We start from the raw sequence: 24,005 nt of genomic DNA on the forward strand, positions 1-24,005 counted from the left end.
ATAAGGTTGGCAGTCTGCTTAAATTTAAGAGGACTTTAAAATAAGCATCAAAATATTTTTTGCTTAGATGAATGCTGCTATCTTTGCGCCTAATCTTAATTAGATTAAATCTTAATAAACTAACAATAATGAAAAACTGGACCTTAGCGCTAGCCTTGGGCGCATTGAGCCTAACGGCTTGTAAGAAAGATGAAGACCCCAATGAAGGGTTGAAAGATGAGGTAGTGAGCAACTACTGCGAGATTGTTTATGCTTCTTATAGCGACAGTCATTTGAAGGCGCAGGAATTGCAGACTGCGATTAACAATTTGGTGGCTGGACCTTCTGCCACAACTTTAGAGGCGGCCAAAACGGCTTGGAAAGCGGCTAGAGAGCCTTATGGCCAAACGGAGGCCTTCCGTTTTTATGATGGCCCTATTGATGATGCCGATGGGCCAGAGGGGGATTTGAATGCTTGGCCTTTGGATGAAAACTACATTGATTATGTAGAGGATGCTTCTGGAAATATTGTAAATGGTGGCATTATCTACGATACGGCCAGTTATCCTATTTTGAGCAAAGAGTTATTGGCCAGTTTGAATGAGCAGGGAGGCGAGAAGAACATCAGCATTGGATATCATGCGATTGAATTTTTGCTTTGGGGCCAAGATGATCTGGACGTCAATGTAAATCCGGGGCAGGGCGGAGACCGCAGCCATACGGATTTTGCGGGCGACATTTTTGCGCAGCGTCGTGCTCAGTATTTGCAGGCAACTACTGAATTATTGGTAGAACAACTGGCAGAGTTGAAGGCAGCTTGGGCTGTTGGAGCGAGCTACCGAACTACTTTTGAAGCCATGCAAGAAGATGTAGCCTTGGCTAAGATTTTGAGTGGGGCGGCCATCTTGTCTAAGTCAGAATTGGCTGGAGAGCGGATGTTTGTGGCCCTAGAGGCCAATCCGGCGGATAATCCGCAGGAAGATGAGCACTCTTGTTTTTCAGACAACACGCATAGAGACATTATTACCAATGCTTTGGGGATCAATAATGTATTGTCGGGGACCTATGAAGATGTGAACGGTCAAATTATTGGGGACCAAGAGCATTCTATTTTGGCCTTATTGCGCAATTTGGACGAGCAGAAGTCGGCCAATTTAGAGACTGCTATGGAAGAAGTAATGGACAAAGTCAATGCGATTCCCACTCCATTTGATAAATACGTCACGCAGGAGAACGTAGGAGATAACGGGCCTGTTTTCCAGGCTATTACGGCCTTGCAAAACCAGGGGGACTTATTGGCTGATGCGGCGGTGGCCTTAGGCTTTACGATTAGCACAGAGCTACCTGAATAGGGGATAACTCTTAATAGTATGTGAAGAAGAGCGGTCTAATTGGGCCGCTCTTTTTTTTTAGACAAAACGTAGACAATTAGGGGGAAAAGAAGATTTAGGAGAGTTTAGTCTTTTTTTAGCAATTGAAAAACGCTATTTTTAGACATCTTTGATCGCCAGCACATTTGTGCTGGCGATAGAGGAGCGAAGCGACTGGCTGAGGGATGGAAAGCAGTGCCGCGAAGCGGCAGACCGAGGCAGCTTTGCTGCCGAAGGGCCGAGCAGACCTGCGAGCTGCGACACAGCCCGACCCGCCTGCAGGGCGGGGCAGCCCCAAAAAAAATAAAAAAAGGGGGAGAGAGTAGCCGAAGAAAAGCTTAAAATCGTTTTAACATTTGATAGGGGTCCTATTGGCGGAGGGGCCTTGAGGAATTAGAATAGAAAACGCAACACTATGAAGAACATATTTACCCTTTTATTGCTGAGTTTGAGTTTTTGTCTTTGGGGGCAGAAAACGACAACAATCACGAACTTAGATGTTGGTTCGGCTATACAAGAAGCATATCCGACGCATGATGTGAGAATTAACTACAGCGGATATTCGGAGTATCCTGACTTCTTTTTTCTATCGGTAAAAGGGGGGCGGCAGCGCTTGGTGAAGAGCGTGCCCACAACAGATACGATTTATTGGTCTCATGTTCAGGCTTGGCAAACTGCGACGCATTTGAGTCCGCCTTCTGGGGGCTACACTACGGATAGTCTTATTGCGCAGACGACTCGTCAGGGGGCTGCGGGGAATTATTCGGGGACCATTACCTTTTCGGCTCCACTAGATATTACTTCAGGGACTATTGTGTTGTATGCGGTAGATAGTAACTATACGGTGGCGCCGATTCCCTTGGATACCATTGTGTTGTTGGCGACCAATCCGGATGTAAATATGTCTCCTATTCCGACGACAATGTGTACGACGGAAGATCTAGAAATTTTTGTTACGCCAGCGCCATCTTCTTCTTTGGGGGCGGGTTCGATTAGTATTTCGAACACCTTTGCGCTTACGGGTTATCCGCCGAATGATTATATCATTACGAATAACAATCCGAACAACCCTTTGGACTATACTTTTGTGCCGAATGGGTTGAATGGGGCGACATCTATTGTGGCGGCTCAGGACTTGTCTACGACCTATACGCTTCGGTATGATTATCGGCCAATCATGCAGACGACAGCGGTTAATTGTCCGTCTAAGTTCAGATCTCAGATTACCACTATTTATAATAATAATATTGATGGGGCAACTTTTGCGGCGGTAACCAACCGAGAGGATAGTGCTGTTTTGCAATTGCAGGGGGTTACTCCTACTAGTTTTGAGAACTTGATTGTCAATAACAACCTAGCCGATACGATTTATGGGACTTATGTAGTTGAAGGGGAGGTCTTTTTGGCTTCTCAGTCAGATATTGGGACATTTCCTGTGACTTATGAGGTGCAGAATGGGCCTTGTTTGGCTCAGGCCACGGCCAATGTTTTGGTTCGGGATGTTCCGGGTCGGGTAATGCCTTATTCTTATTGTAGTTTGGATACGGCTTTTACCTTTGGGCGAGACAATGACAACTTTCCTTGGGATCCTCTTTATTCAGGCCGCAGAGGCGGGACCATAAAAAGAGGTTATCTAATGGATGTAGATGTACAGCCAGCCTCTTGTCTAACGGTGCTCAATAGTAACCAAGGGCAAGAGCGTTATCAGATTGATCCTGCGGCTGCTCCTTTAGGAACTGATACTATTTGGGTGCGCATTGAGTATATGGAGGAAAGAAGACGCTACAGTGGTAGTGGTGGTAGGAATTATAATAATAATAATGGTACACAGGATTTATCAAATTACCCAATTCTAGACACCGTCACCACCTTGGTCTATTATGAGGCCATTGAGTTATTTGCTCCGCAGGACCCAGTAATTGACACTAGTTTGCAGGCCAACTACTGTAATGATGTGCCAATTGTGGGCTTAAACTCTACGCCTGCTGGTGGGGTACACGACTTGATCACCCTCACGGGCCCTAATACGGGGACAGTACGTCAGGCGGGCAACAACTTTAGTCCCTCAAGTTTGCACCAAGGAGAGGTCAGTGATATTCGCTATCGATTGATTTATGAATCGGGGATTGGTAACTGTATTGCTTATGATACGGCGGAGTTTACGATTGTGGCTCCGATTAGTTTGGCTTTTATTGGTCGGAACTCGGCCAATCAGGGAAATGGCAACAATACTTATTGTTATAATGACCCCTCTAACCAACTCTTGACGGCTCCTGCGCCCACGCTTTATGATCACCCTGATTCTTTGCAGCCTGGAGAAGGTAGTTTCACCGGGCAGGGGATTAGTGGTTTTGGACCCATCTTTAATCCGCAGGCGGCAACTCCAGGTACCTTTAATATTCGCTATACTTATGTCAATCAGTATGGCTGTAAAAGCTTTATTGACTCTGCCTTTACGGTAGATCCAGGCCCCAACCCCATTTTGTCTAGTGATCAACTGGGAGATACTTATTGTGCCAATGACACCTTAGGTATTTTAACCGGCTCGCCTGCCGGAGGAATCTTTTTTGGCCCAACGATCCAAAATCCTCAGGATAGTGCTTTTCAGCCCAATATTATTTATGCCCCGCCTACGCCCAATACGGCAGGTACGGTAGACTTTGAGTACCGCTATACCGACCCCAATACGGGCTGTAGCGATACCACTTATTTGACGGTAACCATTAACCCCTTGCCGCAACCTAGCTTAACGGTTAGCGACTATTTCTTCTGTGAGTCAGATCAGCCCGTTAGCCTAAATGGCCAACCCGCTGGTGGGGTGTTCTACTACTATAATACAACAGATACGCTTCATGATGCGACCTATTATCCCAACCCCAATTATCCAACCTTACTCACAAGTACTAGAGTGGATACGGTGGTCTATGAGTTGGAAGAATTGGGTTGCGTCAATCGAACAGAGGCCGTACTCACCACTTACCCCAATCCCGTCTTTAGTTTTTCTACCGTAGATGGGGGCGGCGATACGACCACTCATGTTTGCTTGGGCCAAGATACCCTCTTTTTCTTCCCTTATTTAAGTGCCGGAAATGTACTGAATTATGATGGACCAGGGGTACTCAATAATACCGACTTCTTGCTGCCTCAGGTGGCTGGTGTCGGTGCACACAATATTCGAGCAATTTATGAGGACTCTACCAATTTTCCCGCAGTTTGCCGAGATACAGCCTATGCCGAGTTCTATGTGCATAGTCAGCCTAATGTGAATTTTAGCTCTATCGATGGCTGCGGAACACAAGATGCTGTGCTCTTTCCAGATAATGCACAATTAGGACTAACAGGAACCATCCCAGGAACCACCACGCTCTATGATTCGATCTCTCAAGTAACTTGGGATTTTGGAGATGGAACAATTCGTTCTGGAACATTTGACCTATCAGATAATACGATTGATACGGTCCATTATGTTTATCCCCAAGAAGGGGTCTATACCGCCTCCCTTTTTGTAGAAAATAATAGCTATTGCTCCGATTCTGCAGAATTGCGCATTTTGGTGCTGCCCGCTATTCAACCCACAGACTCTGTTCCTTATTTCCAAGATTTTGAAGCCGATGCGGGCGGATGGATCGAGGAGGCCGAATCGGCCAATACGAGCAGTAACCTCTGGGAATGGGGAACCTCTAACGCCAATGTGATTGCTTCTGGACACGGAAATACCTGGATCACTGGACTCAACAGAGCCTATACCTCAGGCGGAGAAGATGGCTGGGTGTATAGCCCTTGTATTGATATGACGGCCCTCGAACGCCCAATGATTAGCCTAGACCTTTACTATGAAACAGACCCCGGAAATGATGGGGCCGTTATTGAATACTTTGATCAAGATGCCAATAAATGGCTGCCTCTTGGCGAACAAGGCCGCGGAATCGAATGGTACAATTATAATGTGGTGGCTGGCCGCCCCGGTGTGCAAAGCCTAGCCCCCAGAGGCTGGTCGGGCGACTCTGATGGCTGGCAAGATGCTCGCTACAAATTAGACGACCTCATGCACTATACTAACCTCCGCCTCCGTATCGCCTTTGGCGCAATTGGCGTAGTGCAGGGCCTCGATGGAGTAGCCTTTGATAATATCTGGATCGGTAACCGTAGCCGAAATGTTCTGCTCGAACACTTTTCTAATTCGGGCCTCAATAACTTTGACTATGTGAACCAACATGTATATAACCTCATGTATCGCACCCCTGTGATCTATGATGCGGTGATGCTCCAATACCAAACGAGCTTCCCCAATACCAACGACCGATTTAATCTATTTAATATCGACGACCCCTCGGCTCGAGTCATCAAATACGGGATTTCACAGGCCGGTAAAGCCCTTATCGATGGCCGAAGATTTAGCGCTACTTCCAATTCTCAAGATCTCCAAATGGTCGATTTTGAAGAGGATATGCTCCGCTCGCCTAAGTTCGATATTAGTATCGATACCTTTGTGAGCTATGCCGGAAATACTCTAGAGGTAGCCGTTACTTTCACCGCCCTAGAAGACCTTCCGCTAGGCGATTATGATCTGCATATTGCCGTGCTAGAAGATTCGCTCACTTATTTTAGCGGAGAATATACCCATAGCGTGATGCGCAAAATGTTGCCCGCTGCCGATGGTAGCCGATATAGCCGCGCCTTCGCTGTTGGCGACCAAGAACATATTCGATATACCTGGAATTACCCTAATGATTTTGACTTTAACGAAGCCTCGGTAGTGGCCTTTATCCAAGAGGAAACAGCCACTTCTAAGGAGGTCTTCCAAGCCACTAGCTCCAGAGATATTACCATTTATCTCGACTCTCTGGGCACCTCCACTTTTGAGGCCGCTCAGGCCGCTGCGGCTCCCTTCCAAAATCTAAAACTCTATCCCAACCCCTCTTCAGAGTTCTTTAATTTGCAGTTGGCAGAACTCCCTCAACAAGCACATAGCTGGCGAGTTACGGACCTGCAAGGCCGCATCTTTGAAGAAGGAAGCTGGGAGCCTGGCCAAGAAAGCCTACAGCTCTGGGCCCGAGATTGGCCCGCCGGCGTCTATATTTTCGCTATCCAAGGCCAAGGATTCCAAGTACAACGCAAAATGGTATTAGTCCGATAATTTGGGGCCCGCGGCCGCCCCAATAAGGGCGGGCGGCCGCCGCTATGCTCCGCCGCTCGCTCTTCGCTCGGCCCTTCGCCGCCTCCGGCGGCTCGGTCTGGCCTGCGGCCACGGCTGCGCAGCGCTGGGCCATTGGCCCTAGGGGCCTGGCCGGCGAAGCCGGCCACCCCATCCCTGCCGCTAAGGGCCACCTCAGCCCTAAAATAAACTAAGCCCCGCTATAAAAATAGCGGGGCTTAACTCCAAGGCCCGCCTGCCTCTAGCCCAAAGGCAAAAAGCAAACACCTACAACCTATTTATAGCAAGAGCGCCTTCTCATCTAAAACTAAATATATGAGACAGTTACTCCTCTTTCTGTTGCTCTCTGTTCCCCTAAGCATCTGGGGGCAAACAGTAAGTATTACGAATAATAACCATACAGGCGCCCTCTTTGAAGCCTGCCCAGGCGATCAGCTAACAATCCATTATGAAGGAACCAACAGGGCACCCCACTTTTTCTATGTTCAACATGAAAATAATACGAGCTCTCTTTGCCTCATTAAACAAGCCAATAATGGCTATCTAGGCAATCCTAGTAATGCTAGTTTCTATTATGGCGATGGGCCAATCAATGATATTACTGTAGATCTAGACGCCACAGAGCCCGCCTACCCCCCAGCCAATATCCGAACAGTACCCGTGCTTCCTAATGATGTTTTTCCAGCTACCATTTTACTCAATGCAACAACGATAGAAGGCGATACCGCAGGCCAAATGACATTCTCTGTGCCCAATGATATGCAATCGGGCCAAATTACTTTTTATCATTATGATGAACAGCAAGATACCGGCTGGGCCGTGCTGAACTTCTTTTTACAAGTGGTACAGGTCCATCCCGAAATTATAGCCCCTCAAGAGGTCTGCTCTAGAGATACTATTGCTATCCAGTTAAGCCCCCAACCCAATACAGGCTTTGGCTATAATCCTAGCTCAGGTCCCACTTACCTACGACTGATAGAAAGTAATAGCAATACCCCAATAACCGGAAATTATCTGCAAAATCCCTCTTCCCAACCAAGCTATATTGGCGCTAGCTACGATTTTATACCCGATGGAATAAATGGCAGCGCAGCACTAACCACAAATAGAAAAAATAGAGACCTACGACTAGAATATCGCTACCAACCCTATATGCAAACTACTACAGATGTTTGTAATGAGGTGAGTAGCCGACAAATAATAACGGTTTATAATAATAGCCTCGATAGTGTCAAATTTGCCTCTGTAACCAATAGCTCAGATACCGCAGCTATCCGTGTTGTCGCTAGCGAACCCGCCTATTTTGCCTCTATCCTTAATTCTAGCCCCCCCATAGCCAGCAGCTTTTCTGGCGTCTATGTTCAAAATAACCGCTTTTTAGGCGCTACAGCAGGTTCTGGACGATATGAATTGGGCCTGCAAATAGATAATAATGGCTGTATTAGCCAATTAGGAGATTCTATTGATGTTTTAGCTATTCCACCCCGCCTTTTTCCCGAACTCTACTGCCGCTTAGATGGCCCTCTAGAGTTTGGCCGAGATACTACTAATTTTCCATGGGATGCTAACTGGCAAGGACCAGATGCCTCTTCAACAACTAGCCGAACCCGACAAAGAAGAGGCTACCTGATAAATGTTCAAGCTAATCCCTCTTCTGCCCTCCAACAAATCAATAGTACCCCAGGACAAGAACGATATAGACTGCTGCTGCCAAGCGGATTAAATAGTGTGCTGCTGACTATTGAATATATAGAAGAAGTTAGAGATAGAGAGTATGTGCCTACTTCTCCAACAACAGGACAAGCACAAACCATCTATACAGGACAAGAAGTTGTCGTTCGATATCAAGAAACTATTCAAATTGTAGACCCGCCCGAAGTGGCTATAGATTCTACAATTGCAGAGAATTACTGTAATTATGAAACCTTTGTCAATTTAGGTGGCTCTAGCCCCGCCAATGGGGTACACTATATTACCGCCAGAAACGGAAATGCAGCCAATACCTCCACTACTCTAGGGGCCATTTTTAACCCTAATGCAATTTATACGGCTAGCAATGAGACCACTGATGTTAACTACTACCTCATTTATGAGGCGGGACAAGGAAACTGTGCGGCTAGAGATACCGCTAATGTCCGCATCCTCGGAGATGTAGCCCTAGCCATCTCTGGCCGAAACTCTAGCTCTTTGGGCAACCAAAATAATCGCTATTGTACCAACGGGGGAGTAGATATTTTAACAACTTATCCAGCCCCAACTTCTTATGCCTCTACAGCCAATCTTTTAGCCTCTCAAGCCAACTTGACTGGGCCTGGTATTGTTGGTGATGGACCACTTTTTAATCCGGCTGTTGCCGGAACGGGCCAAAAGGTGATTACCTATACTTATGTGAGCCAATATGGTTGCGTCTCTTCTATTGACTCTACTTTTACAATCAACTTATCTCCCAGTGTAGGGCTCTCAACCGATGAAGCCGATACCACCTATTGTGCCGATGATACGATCGGTATTTTAACAGGAACTCCCTCAGGTGGGGTTTATTCTGGACCAACGATTTCTGGACCAACAGATGATCAGTTTAATCCTTCTGTGGTCTATAGTCCCGTTTTGCCCAATACCCCTGGTTATGTCAATTATGCCTATGTTTATCAAGACCCTACAACCCTTTGTAAGGATACGGTAGAAATTGAAGTGACGATTAACCCGCTACCTAGCTCCAACTTCAGTATGGCGAGCTATCATTTCTGCCAAGCCGATGAACCGCAAGAGCTCTTTGGCTTGCCCACCGGCGGACGCTATTTCTTTGGGGATACTTCTGCCACGGCAGGAATTATTCATGGGGCCCTTATCAATGGACAATATTGGCCCAATCCGAATTACTCGGATAGTACACGCTATCCCGCTTTGGTCCGAGATACCATTATCTATGAAACGGAAGCGCTTACTTGCACGGCCCGAGATACTCAAATTGTCCATGTTCATCCGCATCCAGAGTATAGCTTTTTTGCCACTCATGACACTCAAGGTCTGCCCGCAGATGCTACAGCAGATGCTTGCTTTGGCCGAGATACGCTCTTTTTCTATCCCAATTTGCTCACTGGAAATGTCTTGAATTATAGCGGTCCCGGTGTGCTCTTTGAAAAAGAGTTTATGATTTCTAATATTGCAGGAGTGGGTACGCACCAGATTCAGGCAGTTTTCCAAGATACTAGCAATGTCTTTGTTTCTTGTCTGGATACCGCTTGGGCTAGCTTTAATGTGCATAGTTTGCCTAATGTAAAACTGAGCGCAGATAATAGCTGCTCTAGCGATTCCGTCCTCTTTGAGATCGATAATGATAGTATGAATTTGGTCGGAACAATTCCGGGAACCACCACCCTTTACGATTCTATAACTACCGCGGTTTGGAATATGGGCGATGGCAACAGCTTTGCCGCTAGCTATGATAATAATAACCAGTTTCCAACTTTTAATTATCAGTATAGTAGTCCTGGCATTTTTGAGGCCTCGCTCTTTGTCGAAAATAATAACTATTGCAGCGATTCGGATACTATTCGGGTCTTAGTTTTGCCCAATGAACAGCCCAATGCGCTAGTTCCTTATAGTGAAGACTTTGATGCTAGCGCCAATGGTTGGGTTGAAGAGGCCGAAGGCCAAGCCCAATCGAGTAACCTCTGGGAGTGGGGTATGCCCACCGATCTAGATATCGCTCAGGACCATGGCCAAGTTTGGATTACTCGAACAGATAGTACCTATGGCCCAGATGAAAGTGGTTGGGTGTATAGCCCTTGTATCGACCTAACCGCTCTCGAACGTCCCATGCTCAAACTCGATTTCTTTAATGAAACCGATGAAGGAAATGACGGAACAGTGATCGAATATTTTGATCCCCAAACGGAGAAATGGTTGCCCTTAGGAAATGTCAACCGAGGCATCAATTGGTATAATCAGGCGGTAGTAGCTGGCCGTCCTGGGGTACAAGATTTAGCCCCTAAAGGCTGGTCTGGCATAAGTAATGGCTGGCAAGATGCCCGCTATACCCTAGATGCTTTCCGCAACTTTGAGAATTTCCGCTTTAGAGTGGCCTTTGGCGCCATTGGGGCCTCACAAACGCCTCTTCGTGGCTTTGCCTTCGATAATGTTTGGATCGGGAACCGAGAACGCAATGTGCTGGTCGAGCATTTTTCTAATGCTGGGGTGGTTAATATGGACCCGATCAACCAATATGTTTATAATCTGGTCTATCGTACGCCTGCCGTTCGAGATGTGATTTTACTACAAATCAATAATGAAGACCCCGCTTTTGACCCCATGAACAGCCTGAACCGAGACGATCCCTCGGCCAGAACCTCTATTTATGGTATTGATGGCGTAAGCGCTAAGGCGGTAGTCGATGGTCGCCGCTATAGCAACAATCCACCCAATTCTGCCGATTTGAGACAGGAGGATTTTGAGACCGATATGCTAGAAGATGCCCGTTTTGATATCCGCCTTGAGCCGATTGCCTTTATTGGGAATAATAATCTGCAAATCAATGCGACCCTAATCGCTAAGGATACCTTGGCCGCTGCAGATTATGATTTGCAGCTAGTGGTGACCGAAGATTCAGCCGTTTATTTTTCTAATGGCGTAAATTTCCATACGCACTCTTTGCTCCGCAAGATGTTGCCCGATGCCGCAGGAACTCGCTTTAGCCAATCTTGGTTGCCTGGCGATAGCGTTCAGCTTTCGGAGGTTTGGACCTACAACCCCAATAATATCGATACGGCTCATCTGGAGGCCATTGCCTTTGTGCAGGAGGATGCCCCCACTAGCCGAACGATTTATCAGGCGGTGAGGACCCGAGATATTACCGAATATGTGAATGCCTTGAGCACTACTGAACTAGCCGAGGCGCAGGCCGAAGCTCATCAGATCAATACGGCTTTGCTTTCGCCAAATCCTGCGGTAAATTATACGCAGTTGTTGTTTGCGCAGCCGCTCCGCCAAGATTTTCAGTGGTCCTTAATCGACTTGCAAGGAAGAGTATTGGCCCAAGGCCAGCTAGAGGCAGGCAGCCAAAGCGCTCGCTTCGATCTGCATGATTTACCCGCAGCTCCTTATTTCTTGCAAATTGGCAATGCCAATTTTAAAACCACCAAGAAGTTTACGGTAATTCGGCCCTAATCTTTAGGCGCAGAAGGGGACAACAGCTTGCTGTTGTCCCCTTCTTTTTTTTGCCCGCCCCAAAGGGGAGCGCCTGGCCCAGCGCTGCGCAGCCGTGGCCGAAGGCCAGACCCAGGAGCGAAGCGACGCAGGGCCGAGCAGACCTGCGAGCGGCGCAGCATAGCGGCGGCCGCCCTGCGGCCGCGGGCCCCAAAAAAACAATAAAAAAAGCCAGCTACCTAAAGGCAACTGGCTGATATTTTAATGGAGCAAAAGCGATTAGATAATCAAACGCATGGGCTCCTCTAGAATGTCGCGTAGGGTCTGCAAGAAACGAGCGCCCTGAGCACCATCCACCACACGGTGATCGCAAGAAAGGGTCACTTTCATGAAGTTCGACTCCTTCACTTCGCCCTCTACCATCACAAGGCGAGGCGCAATGCGGCCCACCGCCAAAATGCAGGCATCGGGTGGATTGATAATGGCTGTAAACTCGTCAATACCAAACATACCAAGGTTAGAGATGGTAAAGGTATTGCCTTGCATTTCTTGCGCTTGTAAGCGGCGATCGCGGGCTTTGCCAGCCAATTCGCGAATTTCCGTAGCAATTTGAGACAAAGATTTTGTGTCAGCGGCATCAACAACGGGAACCACCAAACCTTCATCCATGGCCACCGCCACGCCAATATTTACATAGTCATAGTAGCGGATCGCATCGCCCAACCAAGAGGCATTGATGCTAGGATGCTGCTGAAGCGCCTTAGCTGCGGCCTTGACCACAAAGTCGTTATAAGAGATAGAGGTTTCGCTAATGCCCTTGATGTATTGGCGAGTTTCCATCAATTTGTCCATGCAAATTTCCATGGTCAAATAGAAGTGAGGCGCATTGAATTTGCTTTCGCCTAGGCGGCGGGCAATCGTTTTGCGCATCTGGCTCAAAGGAACATCTTTGTAGCCGCCTTTGGCCTCGGGGACCTTGGGTGCAGCCACTTGAGGGCTAGGCGTAGCCGCTACAGGAGCCGCTTTTTGGCTCTCCATATAGGCCAAAATATCTTTCTTCACAATGCGTCCGTCATCGCCAGAACCTTCTACTTGGCTCAAGTCGATGCCCTCTTCTTTGGCCATTGCACGGGCCAAGGGAGAAGCCTTCAGGCGGCTATCATCAGAAGAAGAAGTTTCTTTTTGGGCCAAAGGAGCTTCTAGTTCTTGCACTACTTCTTCGGCTGGAGCAGCCTCCTCAGTAGTGGCCGAATCTCCTGCATCTGCCTGGGCCAAAAGGGCCTGAACATCCTCTCCTTTTTCGCCAATTACGGCAATAATTTGATTGACAGGTACCGCACTGCCTTCCTCTACACCAATGTGCAAAAGTGTTCCTTCATAAAGACTTTGAAACTCCATGACGGCTTTATCCGTCTCAATTTCAGCCAACAATTCGCCGATTTCTACAGCTTCGCCTTCTGCTTTATGCCAAGCCACCAAAGTACCCTCTGTCATCGTATCACTGAGAGCAGGCATTCTTACAATTTCTGCCATAGGATGTTCAGTTATTGATTTATTTAATGTAATAGTTGTTTATTCTTGCTGAAGCCAGGGCCTCGGCTCAAAGATAGTAAGCTTTTCTTAATGTCCTAAAATTATTCTAGGCTTTCCACTAGAGTTAGAGACTATCTATTATTATGTAGTTTTTTTGGGGCCTCCCGCCGCCCCAAATAGGGCGGGCGGCGGGCGCTATGTTGCGGGGCTCGCAGGCCTGCTCGGCCCTTCGCAAAACTTCGCTAGCGCTCGTTTTGCTTGGTCTGGCCCTGCGGGCCACCCCTCCACAGCGCTAGGCCAAGCAGGGCCCTCGGCTTTATAGAATAGCGCTTGGCTATTTTTGTTCAAGCCATTTAAGATAAGCTTTTACTTTTTCGTTAGGGACCGTCATAGAGAGTTGGTAGTGCTCTATTTTCCATTCGCCATTTTGGTAGCTCAGGACCGCTGTGGCCCGACAAGGGCCCATCCAGGTATCGAGCAGTTCATCGGCCCAGGCGGTTTTGCCGCCTTGCTCATCGATGCGGATATGCCGCTCTTTTACGCTAAAATCCCAGGCGGGGGCTTTCTTGAAAGCGCCCTTGGCCCATTTTCGTAGCTCGTCTCTATACCATCTTTCTCCAGCATCGGTACCAATGTAAATGCCTTTTTCAGTCATTTTGCCAAAAAAACCATCGGCATCGGCTTCCTTGGCGGCCAGATGCCATTGGTCCAGAAGGCTGTCAATTTTGGCCTGGCTTTCTTCGGCCCAAGAACGGTTGAGGCAGCCTTCTTGTCGACGGCTATCTACCAAACTAATGATCTGCCATTGGCCATCGGCCTTTTGGCGAAGCGTAAAATGGTTGGCCCCACAATGGCTGAGATTTCCATCGAGGTAAAAGCTGTAGGGGGTCCAAACGGTAGCCAATGGCCCATCTATTTGAAGGCGGTAGTCCCAGAGTTTTTCCTCCCATTCTTGCAGTCTCGGTTGGCGGGCAATGGCCATTAAAAAGGCGGGTAGGGGGCTGCGTTGGACCTTATCGCCAGCTACCGTGAGTAGCTCCATTTGGGGGGCTAAGAGTGGCCGCATTTTGGCCGAGTCGCCGCTATGCAAATGCACAAAAAAGCTATCGACGGTGGCGATGAGCGCAGGGCGCTCATCTTTTTGGGCCCAAAGGCTAGCTTGCAGCAGGAGCAGGGCCAAGACTAAGCTTAGTTTTTTCATGATATCCAATGTTTGTGATCAAGAGATGCTTGAAATCATAAAATAAAAAAAGCTCCCCAAAGGGAGCTCATTTCTTAGATTGGTCTAAGGAAAACTTAGACGTATTGGGCCACAGAGCGATTAAATTCCGCCTTGATTTTTGGCAAATCAATGATAAAGCCCAAACGCTTACGCCCACTGCTTAGCTCTTCGGCTAGTTCGGCAGCAGCCTGTAGAATCAAAGCAGGAGATTGCTTGCAAAGCGCAATGTATTCGGGCAATTTAGCCGCTTGGCCCTCTAACTAAAAGGCCGACCAAAGGTGGTGCAAGGCCTCCGGGACCGAGCTAAGGATGTCTGTAGCTTGCTCTGGCGCCTTGTAGGGCTGATTGCTATAGAAGTTGTAGGCAATGCTAGAGGGATCGCCTTCTGCTCGGAACAACTCGATGATCCAGCGGCTTTTGTTGTATTGCTGGACCAAAGGTTTTTCGGCTGGCCGATACTTAAAGTCGCTCTCATTTACATAGCGGTTCCCCATACGAACATGGTTCATAAAGTAGTATTTGGGGGCAAAGTGTTGTTTGAGGGGCCCATCATATAAGCGGCTAAACTGCTCCTGAGAGAGCAATTCATATTCATGATAGAAAGAAAAGGCCGACAGCCCAAAGAGCCAAGCGGATAAGTTGGGGGCCATGGCCGAGTTAATTTGGCTGCCCCAGAGTCCATTGTTGTTATGCTCGTAGCAGTAGATTTTTCCCTGCTCTTGCTCTGTACCATAAAGCTGATAAAGGTAGCTATAGTAGCCATAGCGGTAGCGGCCATTTTGCTGCTGTTGGGGTTGGTCCAAACAAATCCCTCCCGTAAACCAATCCATGATATGGTCATAGGGATATTCCTCTTGCATAGAGAGCAGGGCGGCCTCAAAGAGGTTTTGGCCTGCTGCTTTTTGGTCCAAAAGCGCTTGGTTTTTAGGTAGGGCCAGCAAAAGGCTATCAAAGAGTTCTCTTTGGCCAATGGCGGACCAAAGCGCATAGAGTTGGCCTAAGTCTTCGGGCAGGGGCATACCCCAAAGCTGCTCGAAATTAGCCTTCATCTTGGCCACTGCTGCCGATTGGTCCTGAGCCAACAGCTGCGGATAAATTCGGCCCAACATCTCTTGGTAGCGGCTAGGGAAAAAGCCATTGGGACCAGGCGTCAATAGATCGTCTAGGGCTACAGTTAATAAGGCAAAGCCCTTGCTGCTACAAGCTGTTCCATCGGCAAGGAAGTACTCCCGATGATCTTCTTGCCCATTTGTTTTATAGTGAATTTCGTAGCGGTCAACTCTTTGGTCGACCTGATTCATGAAGCGCTCTTGGCTATAACTTTTGTTGCGGTAAAAATGATGCACGCCCTGGGCTTTGCCTTGGGCGTATTCGCCTGCTCTAGAAACCTTGCCGTCGTTATGGTAGCGCTTGAGTGGACCATGCAAAACGCCATGATCATAATTGGCCTCACAAACGAGGCTGGCATCGGGCCGCCACCATTTCCAAAGGCCATGCTTTTTGCCCTCTTGGTCATAGGGGCCCATTTCCCATTCATAATCGCTTTGGTTCCAGCAAGCTTCTTTAGGGACCGAAGCGGGCTTGTGGCTAAGGTAGTTGGTGACCTCTTGGCCATTTTGCAAAAGATAGCGCTTGCCAAGGGCTTGACCATTTACATAGCGCTGTAAGACTTTGACAATTTGGTTGTAGTAGACCTCTCTGGGGAAAGGCTCTTTGCTATTGCCCGAGCGTTGGCGATAGAAGGCCAACCAGCCGTCTAGTTTGCCTGCTTTATAAGACCCTTCCTGAGAAATACTGCCATCGGGATGATAGCGGCGATAATCATTGATGTGCTTGCCCTGCTCATCATACTCCATTTCCATCCAAAGCTGGCCATTTTTTCGCCAGATTTTCCAAGGGCCAACGGTTTTTCCGTTTGCATTGATTTCGCCAGCTTCCCAGCGGTTTTTACTCTTGACCCATTTTGCCTCCTCGGGCAAATTAGCGGGTCTATTGGGTTGTTTTGCCATGCTAGTTAATTTTTGTGTTTCAGTTTAGGGTTTTTCCTTGGCTTTTGCAAGTTTTTCTAGGCGCAAAACGGCTTTTCTGCGCCCTACAGGCCCGAAGGGCCGCAGGCTGAGCTGCCGGAGCAGGGCCGCCGCAGGCGGCAGACCCAAGCCCGCAGGGCTGCAGGGCCGAGCAGACCTGCGAGCTGCGGAGTGGAGCGACCCGAGCCGAAGGCGAGGGGCAGCCCCAAAAAACAGATAGCATAGGCCTGCTAGCCGCTGAACTAACACATTAGTCTATAGAATAAAAATATTAGCTTAAACGCTCAAACAAGCAAACAAAAGGCAAGCAATTCCAACAGACTCACCTAATTTTAATCGTGATGCTTGACTTAAAACCACTATTTATTTTTTTCTTTTTGGCTCTCCTTGAGCCAATTAGCGCACAAAATATTGTCCATCAAGAAGACTTTTCGGCCGGTTTAGGGAGCTGGTCCGCTATCAGTCTGAGCGATGGCAGCGATATCTGGACGGCCCAAAACGGAGAGGCTAGCTGTAATGGCTTTGGCGGGGCCGATGATGAAGATTGGCTGATTTCTCCAGCCATTAACCTAGACCTCCATCAAGAGGAGTTTCTGCTCTTTGATTATAATGACCGCTATAATGGCCCAAAATTAAGCCTCTTTTATTCAATAAATTATAATGGGGGAGGAACCGCCGCCGACCTGGCCGCCGCCAATTGGCACTCCCTAGCCGATGAATTGCTCGATATTGAGGCCCTGAGCTGCTTTTCTACGCTCTTTCAACGGCACCCCGCTATTGCTCTGGATAGTATTAACGGCACAAGCGTGCATTTTGCCTTCCGATATATAGGCTACAATAATCAAAGTAAACGCTATAAACTCGATAATATCCGTATCCTAGCCGATTATTATGCGCCCATCAATAGCAGCCAAACTTGCTGCAATCTTAAGTCTAGTTTGCATCAACTGATCCGCCAACAGCGAAAAATTGATTATACCTCTAGCGATTATGATGTCTGGGACGCCATTTTACATACCGATTTGAGAAGCAATGATGCCGGCACCGCCACTATCATCTGGGATGTATTTACCGATTTTCCCCATACCAGCGGAGAATATGAATTGGATCCCTGCACGAACAAAGATCAAGGTTCTTGCCCCGGCGGAGAAGGAGGCTGCTACCAAAGAGAACATTCTTTTCCTAAGTCTTGGTGGGGCGGAGGCACCACAAATTCCGATACGGCTTATACCGATTTACACCATATTTTGCCTTCAGATGGTAGCCTAAATGCCTCTAAAAGTAATCTGCCGCCTGGTATCGTGAGCCTGCCCAGTCGAACGGGCAGCAATGGCTTTATGGTCGGCGATAATCCCAGCCTGCCTTGTAGCAGTAACTATTTTGAGCCCATAGATGAGTATAAAGGCGACTATGCCCGTATGTATTTTTATATGGCCTGCCGCTATGAGTCCGATTGGGCCAGCTGGCAGTCGCTTAGCCCAGAGGGTAGCTGCGCCATGATCAGCAATAGCTGTACGGCCTATGTCCCCTGGCTGCTCCAGATTCTACTCAATTGGCATGCAAATGATCCCGTAAGTAGCAAAGAATTGGACCGAAATAATGCCGTCTATAGCATCCAAGGCAACCGAAATCCTTTTATCGATCATCCCGAATGGGTCGGTCAAATCTGGGGCGATGCCCTAGGCCATGGCTGCACTCAAATGATTCTTTTGGGCCAAGATGAACTCGATTTTGAGGCCGAACTGCTCAATAATCAAATGGCCAATATCGCCTGGCAATGGCAAAAACCCAACCCCCAAGCCGAATTGCAGCTTTTCCGTAGCCAAGATGCTATGGACTGGCAGCTCCTAGGGCAGTTTGAGGCCCAAGATCATTATTTCGATCAAGATATTGCCCCCCAAACCACTTATTATTATCAACTGAAAACTAACCAGCAACAGTCGCCAATCATTAGCCTGCAGACTCAAGAACAGGCCCCCCTGAAAATTGCCCCCAATCCGGTCCAAAACGAATTGACGATCTATTGGGCGCAACAATTAAGCGGAGAGGCGGCTATCTATAATCTGCAAGGCCAATTGCTCAAAACAGCCAGCTTTAACGCCAAAATCTGGCAACTTGATCTTAAGGATCTACCCGCAGGGGCCTATCTGCTTAGGTTGCGAAAAGGCGAAAGCATACAACAATTTAAGCTGCTTAAAGTAAACTAGTTACCAACTGATGATTTGGGGCCCGCGGCCGCCCCAAATAGGGCGGGCGGCCGCCGCTATGCTGCGGGGCTCACAGGTCTGTTCGGCCCTGCAGCCGCCTGCGGCGGCTTGGGTCTGGCCTTCGGCCACCCCTCCGCAGCGCTGGGCCAAATGCGCCGATGAGCCAATGAAAAAAGGGCCCCCAACCTAATGGTTGGGGGCCCTTTGCGGCTAGCCGCTTTGGGCCAGCTCTAGTTGTGCTGGGGCGAGGCCACAGGCACTTTCTTCAGCCAAGCCGAAAACATCCAGTGGCGCTTCTCTAAGGCTTGCATCATGTTCATGATTAAGTGAATGCTGGCCGTATCGCCAGTCTCTTCGGCAGCTTGCACCACCCCAAGCATTTCCCCCAAAAGGGTTTCCATATCATCCACAATCTGTCGAACCATATCCTCTGGGGCCAAACCACTTTTGGCCTCCTTGATTTTGGCCATTTCTAAATATTCAGCCAAGCGATAAACGGGCTTCTTTCCGAAAATCCGAATGCGCTCCGCAATGCGGTCAATGTTCTCATGAGCAGCCTGATAGTCTTCCTCGAATTTTTCATGCAACTCAAAGAAGTCGCGGCCCTCTACATTCCAATGAAACCCCCGCAATTTATGATAGTAAAGCTGGTAGTTGGCCAGCAAATGGTTGAGGGCATGAACAATAGATTGACTCTCTTTTTTCTCGAATCCTAACTTTTGGTAGGTCTGCATATATAGTTTTATAAGATGAATAATGTAAAAGAAAAGAACTTGGGCCGTTCGGGAATATAAAGCCGCTGTTTAGCAAGCTTAATCCCAATCTTCCCAAAATATCAGGCTAAAAACAAGCCCTCTTTTGCTTTTCTCTACTTACTTAACAGCTTTATCAGTGTATTGTTTATATTTTATTCACTTTTTTGCGTCTATTTCTTTTGGCTAAAAGAAATTGGATGCTGCCCGATTTGCGGGAAAAGCTGTATTTTGGAGCACCGAAAGCCAGTCTATCACTCATCAGAAGCCTATTTTATGAAAGCGCTAATACCTGTAGCAGGAGCGGGCACCCGATTGCGCCCGCATACCTACACCCAACCCAAACCCCTTATTCCCGTGGCCGGTAAACCCATTATTGCCGCTATTATTGAGCAGCTGCAAGAGTACGGAATAGAGGAGTTTGTTTTTGTCATTGGCTATCTAGGCGATAAGATCCGCAAGTATATTGAAGATAGTTATCCCGACCTCAAAAAGGTGTTTATCTACCAAGAAGAACGCCTCGGCCTTGGGCATGCCATCTGGCTGGCCCAAAAGGAATTTATGCAGGAACCCGAGTTTTTGATTATGCTGGGCGATACGATCCTAGATGGCGACCTGCAAGGAATCCTCTCTAGCAAAACTACCTGCCTAGGGGTCAAAAAAGTAGAGGACCCCCGAGAGTTTGGCGTGGTGGTGCTCGATGAGGACCGCTATATCCGAAGAGTAGTAGAAAAACCCCGCATCCCCAAATCTAATATGGCCATTGTGGGCATCTATAAGATCTGTGAAGTGCCCGAACTAATTGCCGCCCTTAGCTATATTATAGAGCATGAGGTCAAAACTATGGGGGAGTTCCAACTGACCGATGCCCTCATGCAGATGGTCCGATTGGGCTGCAAAATCTCCGTCTGCCCCATTAGCAATTGGTTTGATTGTGGCAAAAAAGAAATTCTACTAGCCACCAATGCCATGCTGCTGCAACGCCGCGACCGAGAGGAAGGTACCCACTATAGTTTTACAAATACTATTATTATTCCCCCCGTACGCATCGGCAAAGATTGCAAAATAGAAAACTCTATCCTTGGCCCCAATGTATCGGTGGGAGATGGCGCCCAACTCAAACAAGCCATTATCTATGATTCTATTATTGGAAATTATGCCAGTATAGAAGAGGCTGTCTTGCAACGCTCTATCATTGGTAGCGATGCCTCGGTAAAGGGCCTTAGCCAAAGCCTAAATATTGGAGATAACACTGAAATTGACTTTTCCTAATGCGCTTTTTCCCTCTCTTGCTCTTACTGCCGCTTTTATTCTCTTGTAAACATCAAGCCGATGACTATGCCGTCAAAGGTCTAGATATTTCACACTATCAAAAACGAATCGATTGGGAAAAGTTTGATGAAAAAAAGATCGACTTTGTTTTTATTAAGGCCACAGAAGCCGATAATTACCAAGATTCTCTCTTTGAGCATAATTGGACGGCCCTCAAGAAGAAGGGCCTGCCCGTAGGGGCCTACCATTTTTTTAGACCTCAACGCTCGCCAATCGCACAGGCCAACTTTTTTCTACAAACGGTGCCCCTAGGCCCCGGCGACCTGCCCCCCGTCCTCGATGTAGAGGAACTGGATGGGGTAGGGGCGCAAAAGCTCCGCCTAGGCGTATCGCTTTGGCTCAACAAGGTAGAAGAGGCCTGCCAATGCAAGCCCATTATCTATAGCTCCATGAAGTTTTATGAGGATTATCTGCATCCAGAGTTTCAAGCTTACCCCCTCTGGATCGCTCGCTATAACCGAAAGATGCCCACAACCAAAAATTGGCTGTTTTGGCAGTATACAAATAAAGGCCGACATCCGGGCATTCCCGCCCAGGTCGACCTTAATGTGTTTGCCGCTAGCCGCCAAGAGCTAAAGACGCTCTTGCTCGATTAGGCATTGCCCTTGGAGCGAAATCCAATGCTCTTTTTATTAAAGAGCTGCTCTTCTCCTTCAGCCGCTAAGCCCGCTACATCGGCATAACTTACCTGCTGTAAGGATAGCTGTTGCCGCTCTTCTTCTGTGAGTGCAGCCAAACGCAAACTCTGTCTGCGACTGACCTCATTGATGAGCTGACGCACCGAACGAGCATTGCCAAAGTATTTGTCTCGCACTTCATAGAGCTGCTCCAAATGCTGACGAAGATAGTCCGCCGCAGCTTCTTCCAACTCTAAACCTTCTTCTTCTAGCATCATCAAGGCAATAGAATAGAGCTCCTCGCTTTTGTAATCCTCAAATTTCAAGACTTTGTCAAAACGAGAACGCAATCCCGGATTGACCTTGAGGAAGTTTTCCATGTTTTCCGGATAACCCGCAGCAAAAACAAAGAACTGCCCCCTAGAGTCTTCCATTCGCTTGAGTAGGGTCTGTATGGCTTCGGCCCCAAAATCACTGGCATTGGCCAAACTGCCATTGCCGCCAGAGATTAAGGCATAAGCTTCGTCTATAAAAAGAACGCCTCCCATGGCCTCATCTATTCGCTCAGAGGTTTTTATAGCGGTTTGCCCCACATAACCCGCTACCAAGCCCTGACGGTCGGTCTCTACCATATGCCCCCGCTCCAAAATACCCAATGCCTTGTAGATTTTGGTCAAAATGCGGGCTACTGTGGTCTTTCCCGTTCCCGGATTCCCCACAAAAACAGTATGCAAGAAGAACTTATTAAGGACATTCCGATGGCTCAGACGATAGAAACGAACCAACTGCACCAGTTCGGCAATCTCCGTCTTGATGTTCTGCATACCTATTAGTTCGTTGAGCTCTTTCATGGCCTCAGTCAATAAACGCTCATCTATAGGGAGGTTGGGCAAGCGCTTGGGGCTTTCCAACTCTATCCGCTGCACATCTTCTAAACTAATGGTCTCTAATTCTTCTTTACTCAACTTATGAGGCGCTTCGCTGCCCATAATCCGCAAGCCCAAATTGATTTTGGCCTCCTCTATGAGGTCGTAAACAAAACGAGCATTGCCAAAACTACGGTCTCTAGACCGAAAAGCATCTACAATCATCTGATCCAAGGCTTTCCGCCCCGCTTCCGATAAAATAACGCCCTTCTGCTGACAAGCATAGTTGGATATTGCCGATAGCTCATCGGGCAAGTAGTCGCTAAAGTCAAAGAATAACTTAAAACGAGAACGCAAGCCCGGATTAGAGCCTAAGAAGTATTTCATTTCCTTAGGATATCCCGCCACAATGACGGCCATATCACCCGGCCCATTAGACATTTCTTTGACCAAGATCTCAATGACTTCTCGACCAAAGTCCTTGCTGTCGTCATTGGTCCTCGCTAAGGCATAGGCCTCATCAATGAAAAGGACACCCCCACGAGCTTTCTCAATCGCATCCCGAACCTTAGGCGCAGTCTGCCCAATGTATTCGCCCACAAGGTCCACCCGATCTACTTCATGTACATGCCCCTTAGATAAGAGCCCCATACTAGAGTAGAGCCGCCCCATCATTTTGGCCACGGTGGTTTTCCCCGTCCCCGGGTTGCCCTGAAAGACGGCATGCAGACTGATTTCTTCGGTTTCCGCAAAGCCCTTGTCTCTACGCAGTTGCAGAAATTGTAGGTAGTTGGCATGGTCGCGCAACTTCTGCTTGATGGCCGCCAAGCCAATCAAACGATCCAAACCTTGCATCACTTCCTCAAAATCTTCGCCCTGTCCATCTAATCCAGGCAAGGCCATTGGCTGAAATTGATTGGGCAAAATACATCCCACAATCCCTTCTTCCGCCTCTTCATCTACAGTGAAAGGCAAAATGGCCAGCAGCTGGTCCATAAAGATGATTTCGGCCGTATACTGCCCCTTGCTCCAAGAGCCCTTCACATTAGAGCCCCACTGCAACTCAATTTCCAAAACTTCTTCCTCCGCCTCAATGCTCTGCAAATGCGTGGCCTCTCCCTTGAGCTGCCGAGCCGAGTTATAGACCCGTACCACCAACTCACAATGCCAGGATTTTGCCCGAAACATGTTCTCTAAGCCCAAATCTATGTGCACATAACGCGTCTCATTGGCCGGAAAAGTCTTCAAATATACTTTTTCTTCTTCCGCTAAGGTGGCATTATAAGGCGCCTCAAACATTTTGGCCGACTTTAACTGCAAGTAGTGCTTTATATCTAAGGTCTTCTTTCCCGTATCCTCTATATAAAAGTACCGAGTCGCTACTTTCTCCCCATCTATATAGGCTTCCCAGTAGTAACTACCCGCCTTCCAAAAATTACCTACTTTTTTGTTTCCCCAGCCTTCTCGAATATAAACACAGTTGTCATAACGACTTACCTTACGCTCAAAACTAAGGTCGCAAAGCTCTTTGCGCCCCTTCTTTAGGGAATAACACTTGAGGTTGACCTTCACTACCCAATCCTCCTCATCAAATAACTTATTATAAAAGGTCAGCTCCGCATATATATGAGCCGTTTCATAGCGGTCAAATACTTGCCGATATTTCTTTTTATTGCCCGCTAACCATTCTACCGTACAGTAGGTCTTGAGATCCAAGTATTTGTACGGCTTAAAGTTCGGGTCGATTAATTTTGACATAGATCGCTTTTTATTAACTATCTAATATAGTTGTTTAACTTC

General features: G+C 47.8%; 12 protein-coding genes. 6 read left to right on the top strand and 6 right to left on the bottom strand.

Annotation, left to right across the window (positions count from 1 at the left end):
• The first annotated feature begins 128 nt into the window (after positions 1–128).
• From OP864_RS12305 to OP864_RS12315, 3 genes are all read left to right on the top strand, one after another.
• Positions 129–1,331, top strand: a complete 1,203-nt coding sequence (locus tag OP864_RS12305; RefSeq protein WP_270098471.1) for an imelysin family protein — start codon at positions 129–131, stop codon at positions 1,329–1,331.
• A 433-nt stretch (positions 1,332–1,764) separates the two neighbouring features.
• The gene (locus OP864_RS12310) at positions 1,765–6,486 is read left to right on the top strand and encodes a T9SS type A sorting domain-containing protein (RefSeq protein ID WP_270098472.1); all 4,722 of its coding nucleotides are present in this window, start codon (positions 1,765–1,767) and stop codon (positions 6,484–6,486) included.
• 333 nt (positions 6,487–6,819) lie between these two features.
• Positions 6,820–11,670: a T9SS type A sorting domain-containing protein gene (locus tag OP864_RS12315; protein WP_270098473.1), complete on the top strand. Its 4,851-nt coding sequence runs from the start codon at positions 6,820–6,822 to the stop codon at positions 11,668–11,670.
• 258 nt (positions 11,671–11,928) lie between these two features.
• Here the strand turns inward: OP864_RS12315 and OP864_RS12320 are convergent, their stop codons facing one another.
• The 4 genes from OP864_RS12320 to OP864_RS12335 all read right to left on the bottom strand — a co-directional run bounded on the left by OP864_RS12320 (position 11,929) and on the right by OP864_RS12335 (position 16,413).
• Entirely contained in the window at positions 11,929–13,182 is a 1,254-nt protein-coding gene (locus OP864_RS12320) for a pyruvate dehydrogenase complex dihydrolipoamide acetyltransferase (protein WP_015693405.1), read from the bottom strand.
• A 334-nt stretch (positions 13,183–13,516) separates the two neighbouring features.
• A complete protein-coding gene (locus OP864_RS12325) occupies positions 13,517–14,383 on the bottom strand; it encodes a nuclear transport factor 2 family protein (RefSeq protein ID WP_270098474.1) in 867 nt (288 codons plus the stop codon).
• Positions 14,384–14,478: 95 nt separating this feature from the next.
• The gene (locus tag OP864_RS12330) at positions 14,479–14,643 is read right to left on the bottom strand and encodes a hypothetical protein (RefSeq protein WP_270098475.1); all 165 of its coding nucleotides are present in this window, start codon (positions 14,641–14,643) and stop codon (positions 14,479–14,481) included.
• Positions 14,644–14,664: 21 nt separating this feature from the next.
• Complete coding sequence (locus OP864_RS12335; protein WP_270098476.1) at positions 14,665–16,413, bottom strand: toxin-antitoxin system YwqK family antitoxin; 1,749 nt, start codon at positions 16,411–16,413, stop codon at positions 14,665–14,667.
• A 359-nt stretch (positions 16,414–16,772) separates the two neighbouring features.
• Between OP864_RS12335 and OP864_RS12340 the strand changes: the two genes are divergently transcribed.
• On the top strand, positions 16,773–18,638 hold the full coding sequence (locus OP864_RS12340) for an endonuclease (RefSeq protein WP_270098477.1): 1,866 nt from the start codon (positions 16,773–16,775) through the stop codon (positions 18,636–18,638).
• Between the two features lie 230 nt (positions 18,639–18,868).
• Here OP864_RS12340 and OP864_RS12345 read toward each other — a convergent pair whose 3' ends face one another.
• A complete protein-coding gene (locus OP864_RS12345) occupies positions 18,869–19,372 on the bottom strand; it encodes a Dps family protein (protein ID WP_270098478.1) in 504 nt (167 codons plus the stop codon).
• Between the two features lie 294 nt (positions 19,373–19,666).
• On the opposite strand from OP864_RS12345, the gene OP864_RS12350 reads away from it, so the two are divergent.
• Both OP864_RS12350 and OP864_RS12355 read left to right on the top strand, forming a co-directional pair.
• Positions 19,667–20,662 carry a sugar phosphate nucleotidyltransferase gene (locus OP864_RS12350; protein WP_270098479.1) on the top strand — a complete coding sequence of 332 codons (996 nt, stop codon included), beginning with the start codon at positions 19,667–19,669 and terminating at the stop codon, positions 20,660–20,662.
• Positions 20,662–21,318 (top strand): glycoside hydrolase family 25 protein, encoded by a 657-nt coding sequence (locus OP864_RS12355; RefSeq protein ID WP_270098480.1) that lies wholly within the window; start codon positions 20,662–20,664, stop codon positions 21,316–21,318. Before OP864_RS12350 ends, OP864_RS12355 begins: the two co-directional genes overlap by 1 nt.
• On the opposite strand, the gene OP864_RS12360 is transcribed toward OP864_RS12355, so the two are convergent.
• Entirely contained in the window at positions 21,315–23,963 is a 2,649-nt protein-coding gene (locus OP864_RS12360; RefSeq protein ID WP_270098481.1) for an AAA family ATPase, read from the bottom strand. The two genes, OP864_RS12355 and OP864_RS12360, sit on opposite strands and share 4 nt — an antisense overlap.
• Positions 23,964–24,005 lie beyond the last annotated feature (42 nt).

Source organism: Saprospira grandis, from assembly GCF_027594745.1.
Taxonomy (GTDB): domain Bacteria; phylum Bacteroidota; class Bacteroidia; order Chitinophagales; family Saprospiraceae; genus Saprospira; species Saprospira grandis.

What these genes read in the sequence shown, in the direction of transcription:
- OP864_RS12305 (WP_270098471.1), top strand. Translation starts at nt 129, where the DNA reads ATGAAAAACTGGACCTTAGCGCTAGCCTTGGGCGCATTGAGCCTAACG.
- OP864_RS12310 (WP_270098472.1), top strand. Translation starts at nt 1,765, where the DNA reads ATGAAGAACATATTTACCCTTTTATTGCTGAGTTTGAGTTTTTGTCTT.
- OP864_RS12315 (WP_270098473.1), top strand. Translation starts at nt 6,820, where the DNA reads ATGAGACAGTTACTCCTCTTTCTGTTGCTCTCTGTTCCCCTAAGCATC.
- OP864_RS12320 (WP_015693405.1), bottom strand. Translation starts at nt 13,182, where the DNA reads ATGGCAGAAATTGTAAGAATGCCTGCTCTCAGTGATACGATGACAGAG.
- OP864_RS12325 (WP_270098474.1), bottom strand. Translation starts at nt 14,383, where the DNA reads ATGAAAAAACTAAGCTTAGTCTTGGCCCTGCTCCTGCTGCAAGCTAGC.
- OP864_RS12335 (WP_270098476.1), bottom strand. Translation starts at nt 16,413, where the DNA reads ATGGCAAAACAACCCAATAGACCCGCTAATTTGCCCGAGGAGGCAAAA.
- OP864_RS12340 (WP_270098477.1), top strand. Translation starts at nt 16,773, where the DNA reads ATGCTTGACTTAAAACCACTATTTATTTTTTTCTTTTTGGCTCTCCTT.
- OP864_RS12345 (WP_270098478.1), bottom strand. Translation starts at nt 19,372, where the DNA reads ATGCAGACCTACCAAAAGTTAGGATTCGAGAAAAAAGAGAGTCAATCT.
- OP864_RS12350 (WP_270098479.1), top strand. Translation starts at nt 19,667, where the DNA reads ATGAAAGCGCTAATACCTGTAGCAGGAGCGGGCACCCGATTGCGCCCG.
- OP864_RS12355 (WP_270098480.1), top strand. Translation starts at nt 20,662, where the DNA reads ATGCGCTTTTTCCCTCTCTTGCTCTTACTGCCGCTTTTATTCTCTTGT.
- OP864_RS12360 (WP_270098481.1), bottom strand. Translation starts at nt 23,963, where the DNA reads ATGTCAAAATTAATCGACCCGAACTTTAAGCCGTACAAATACTTGGAT.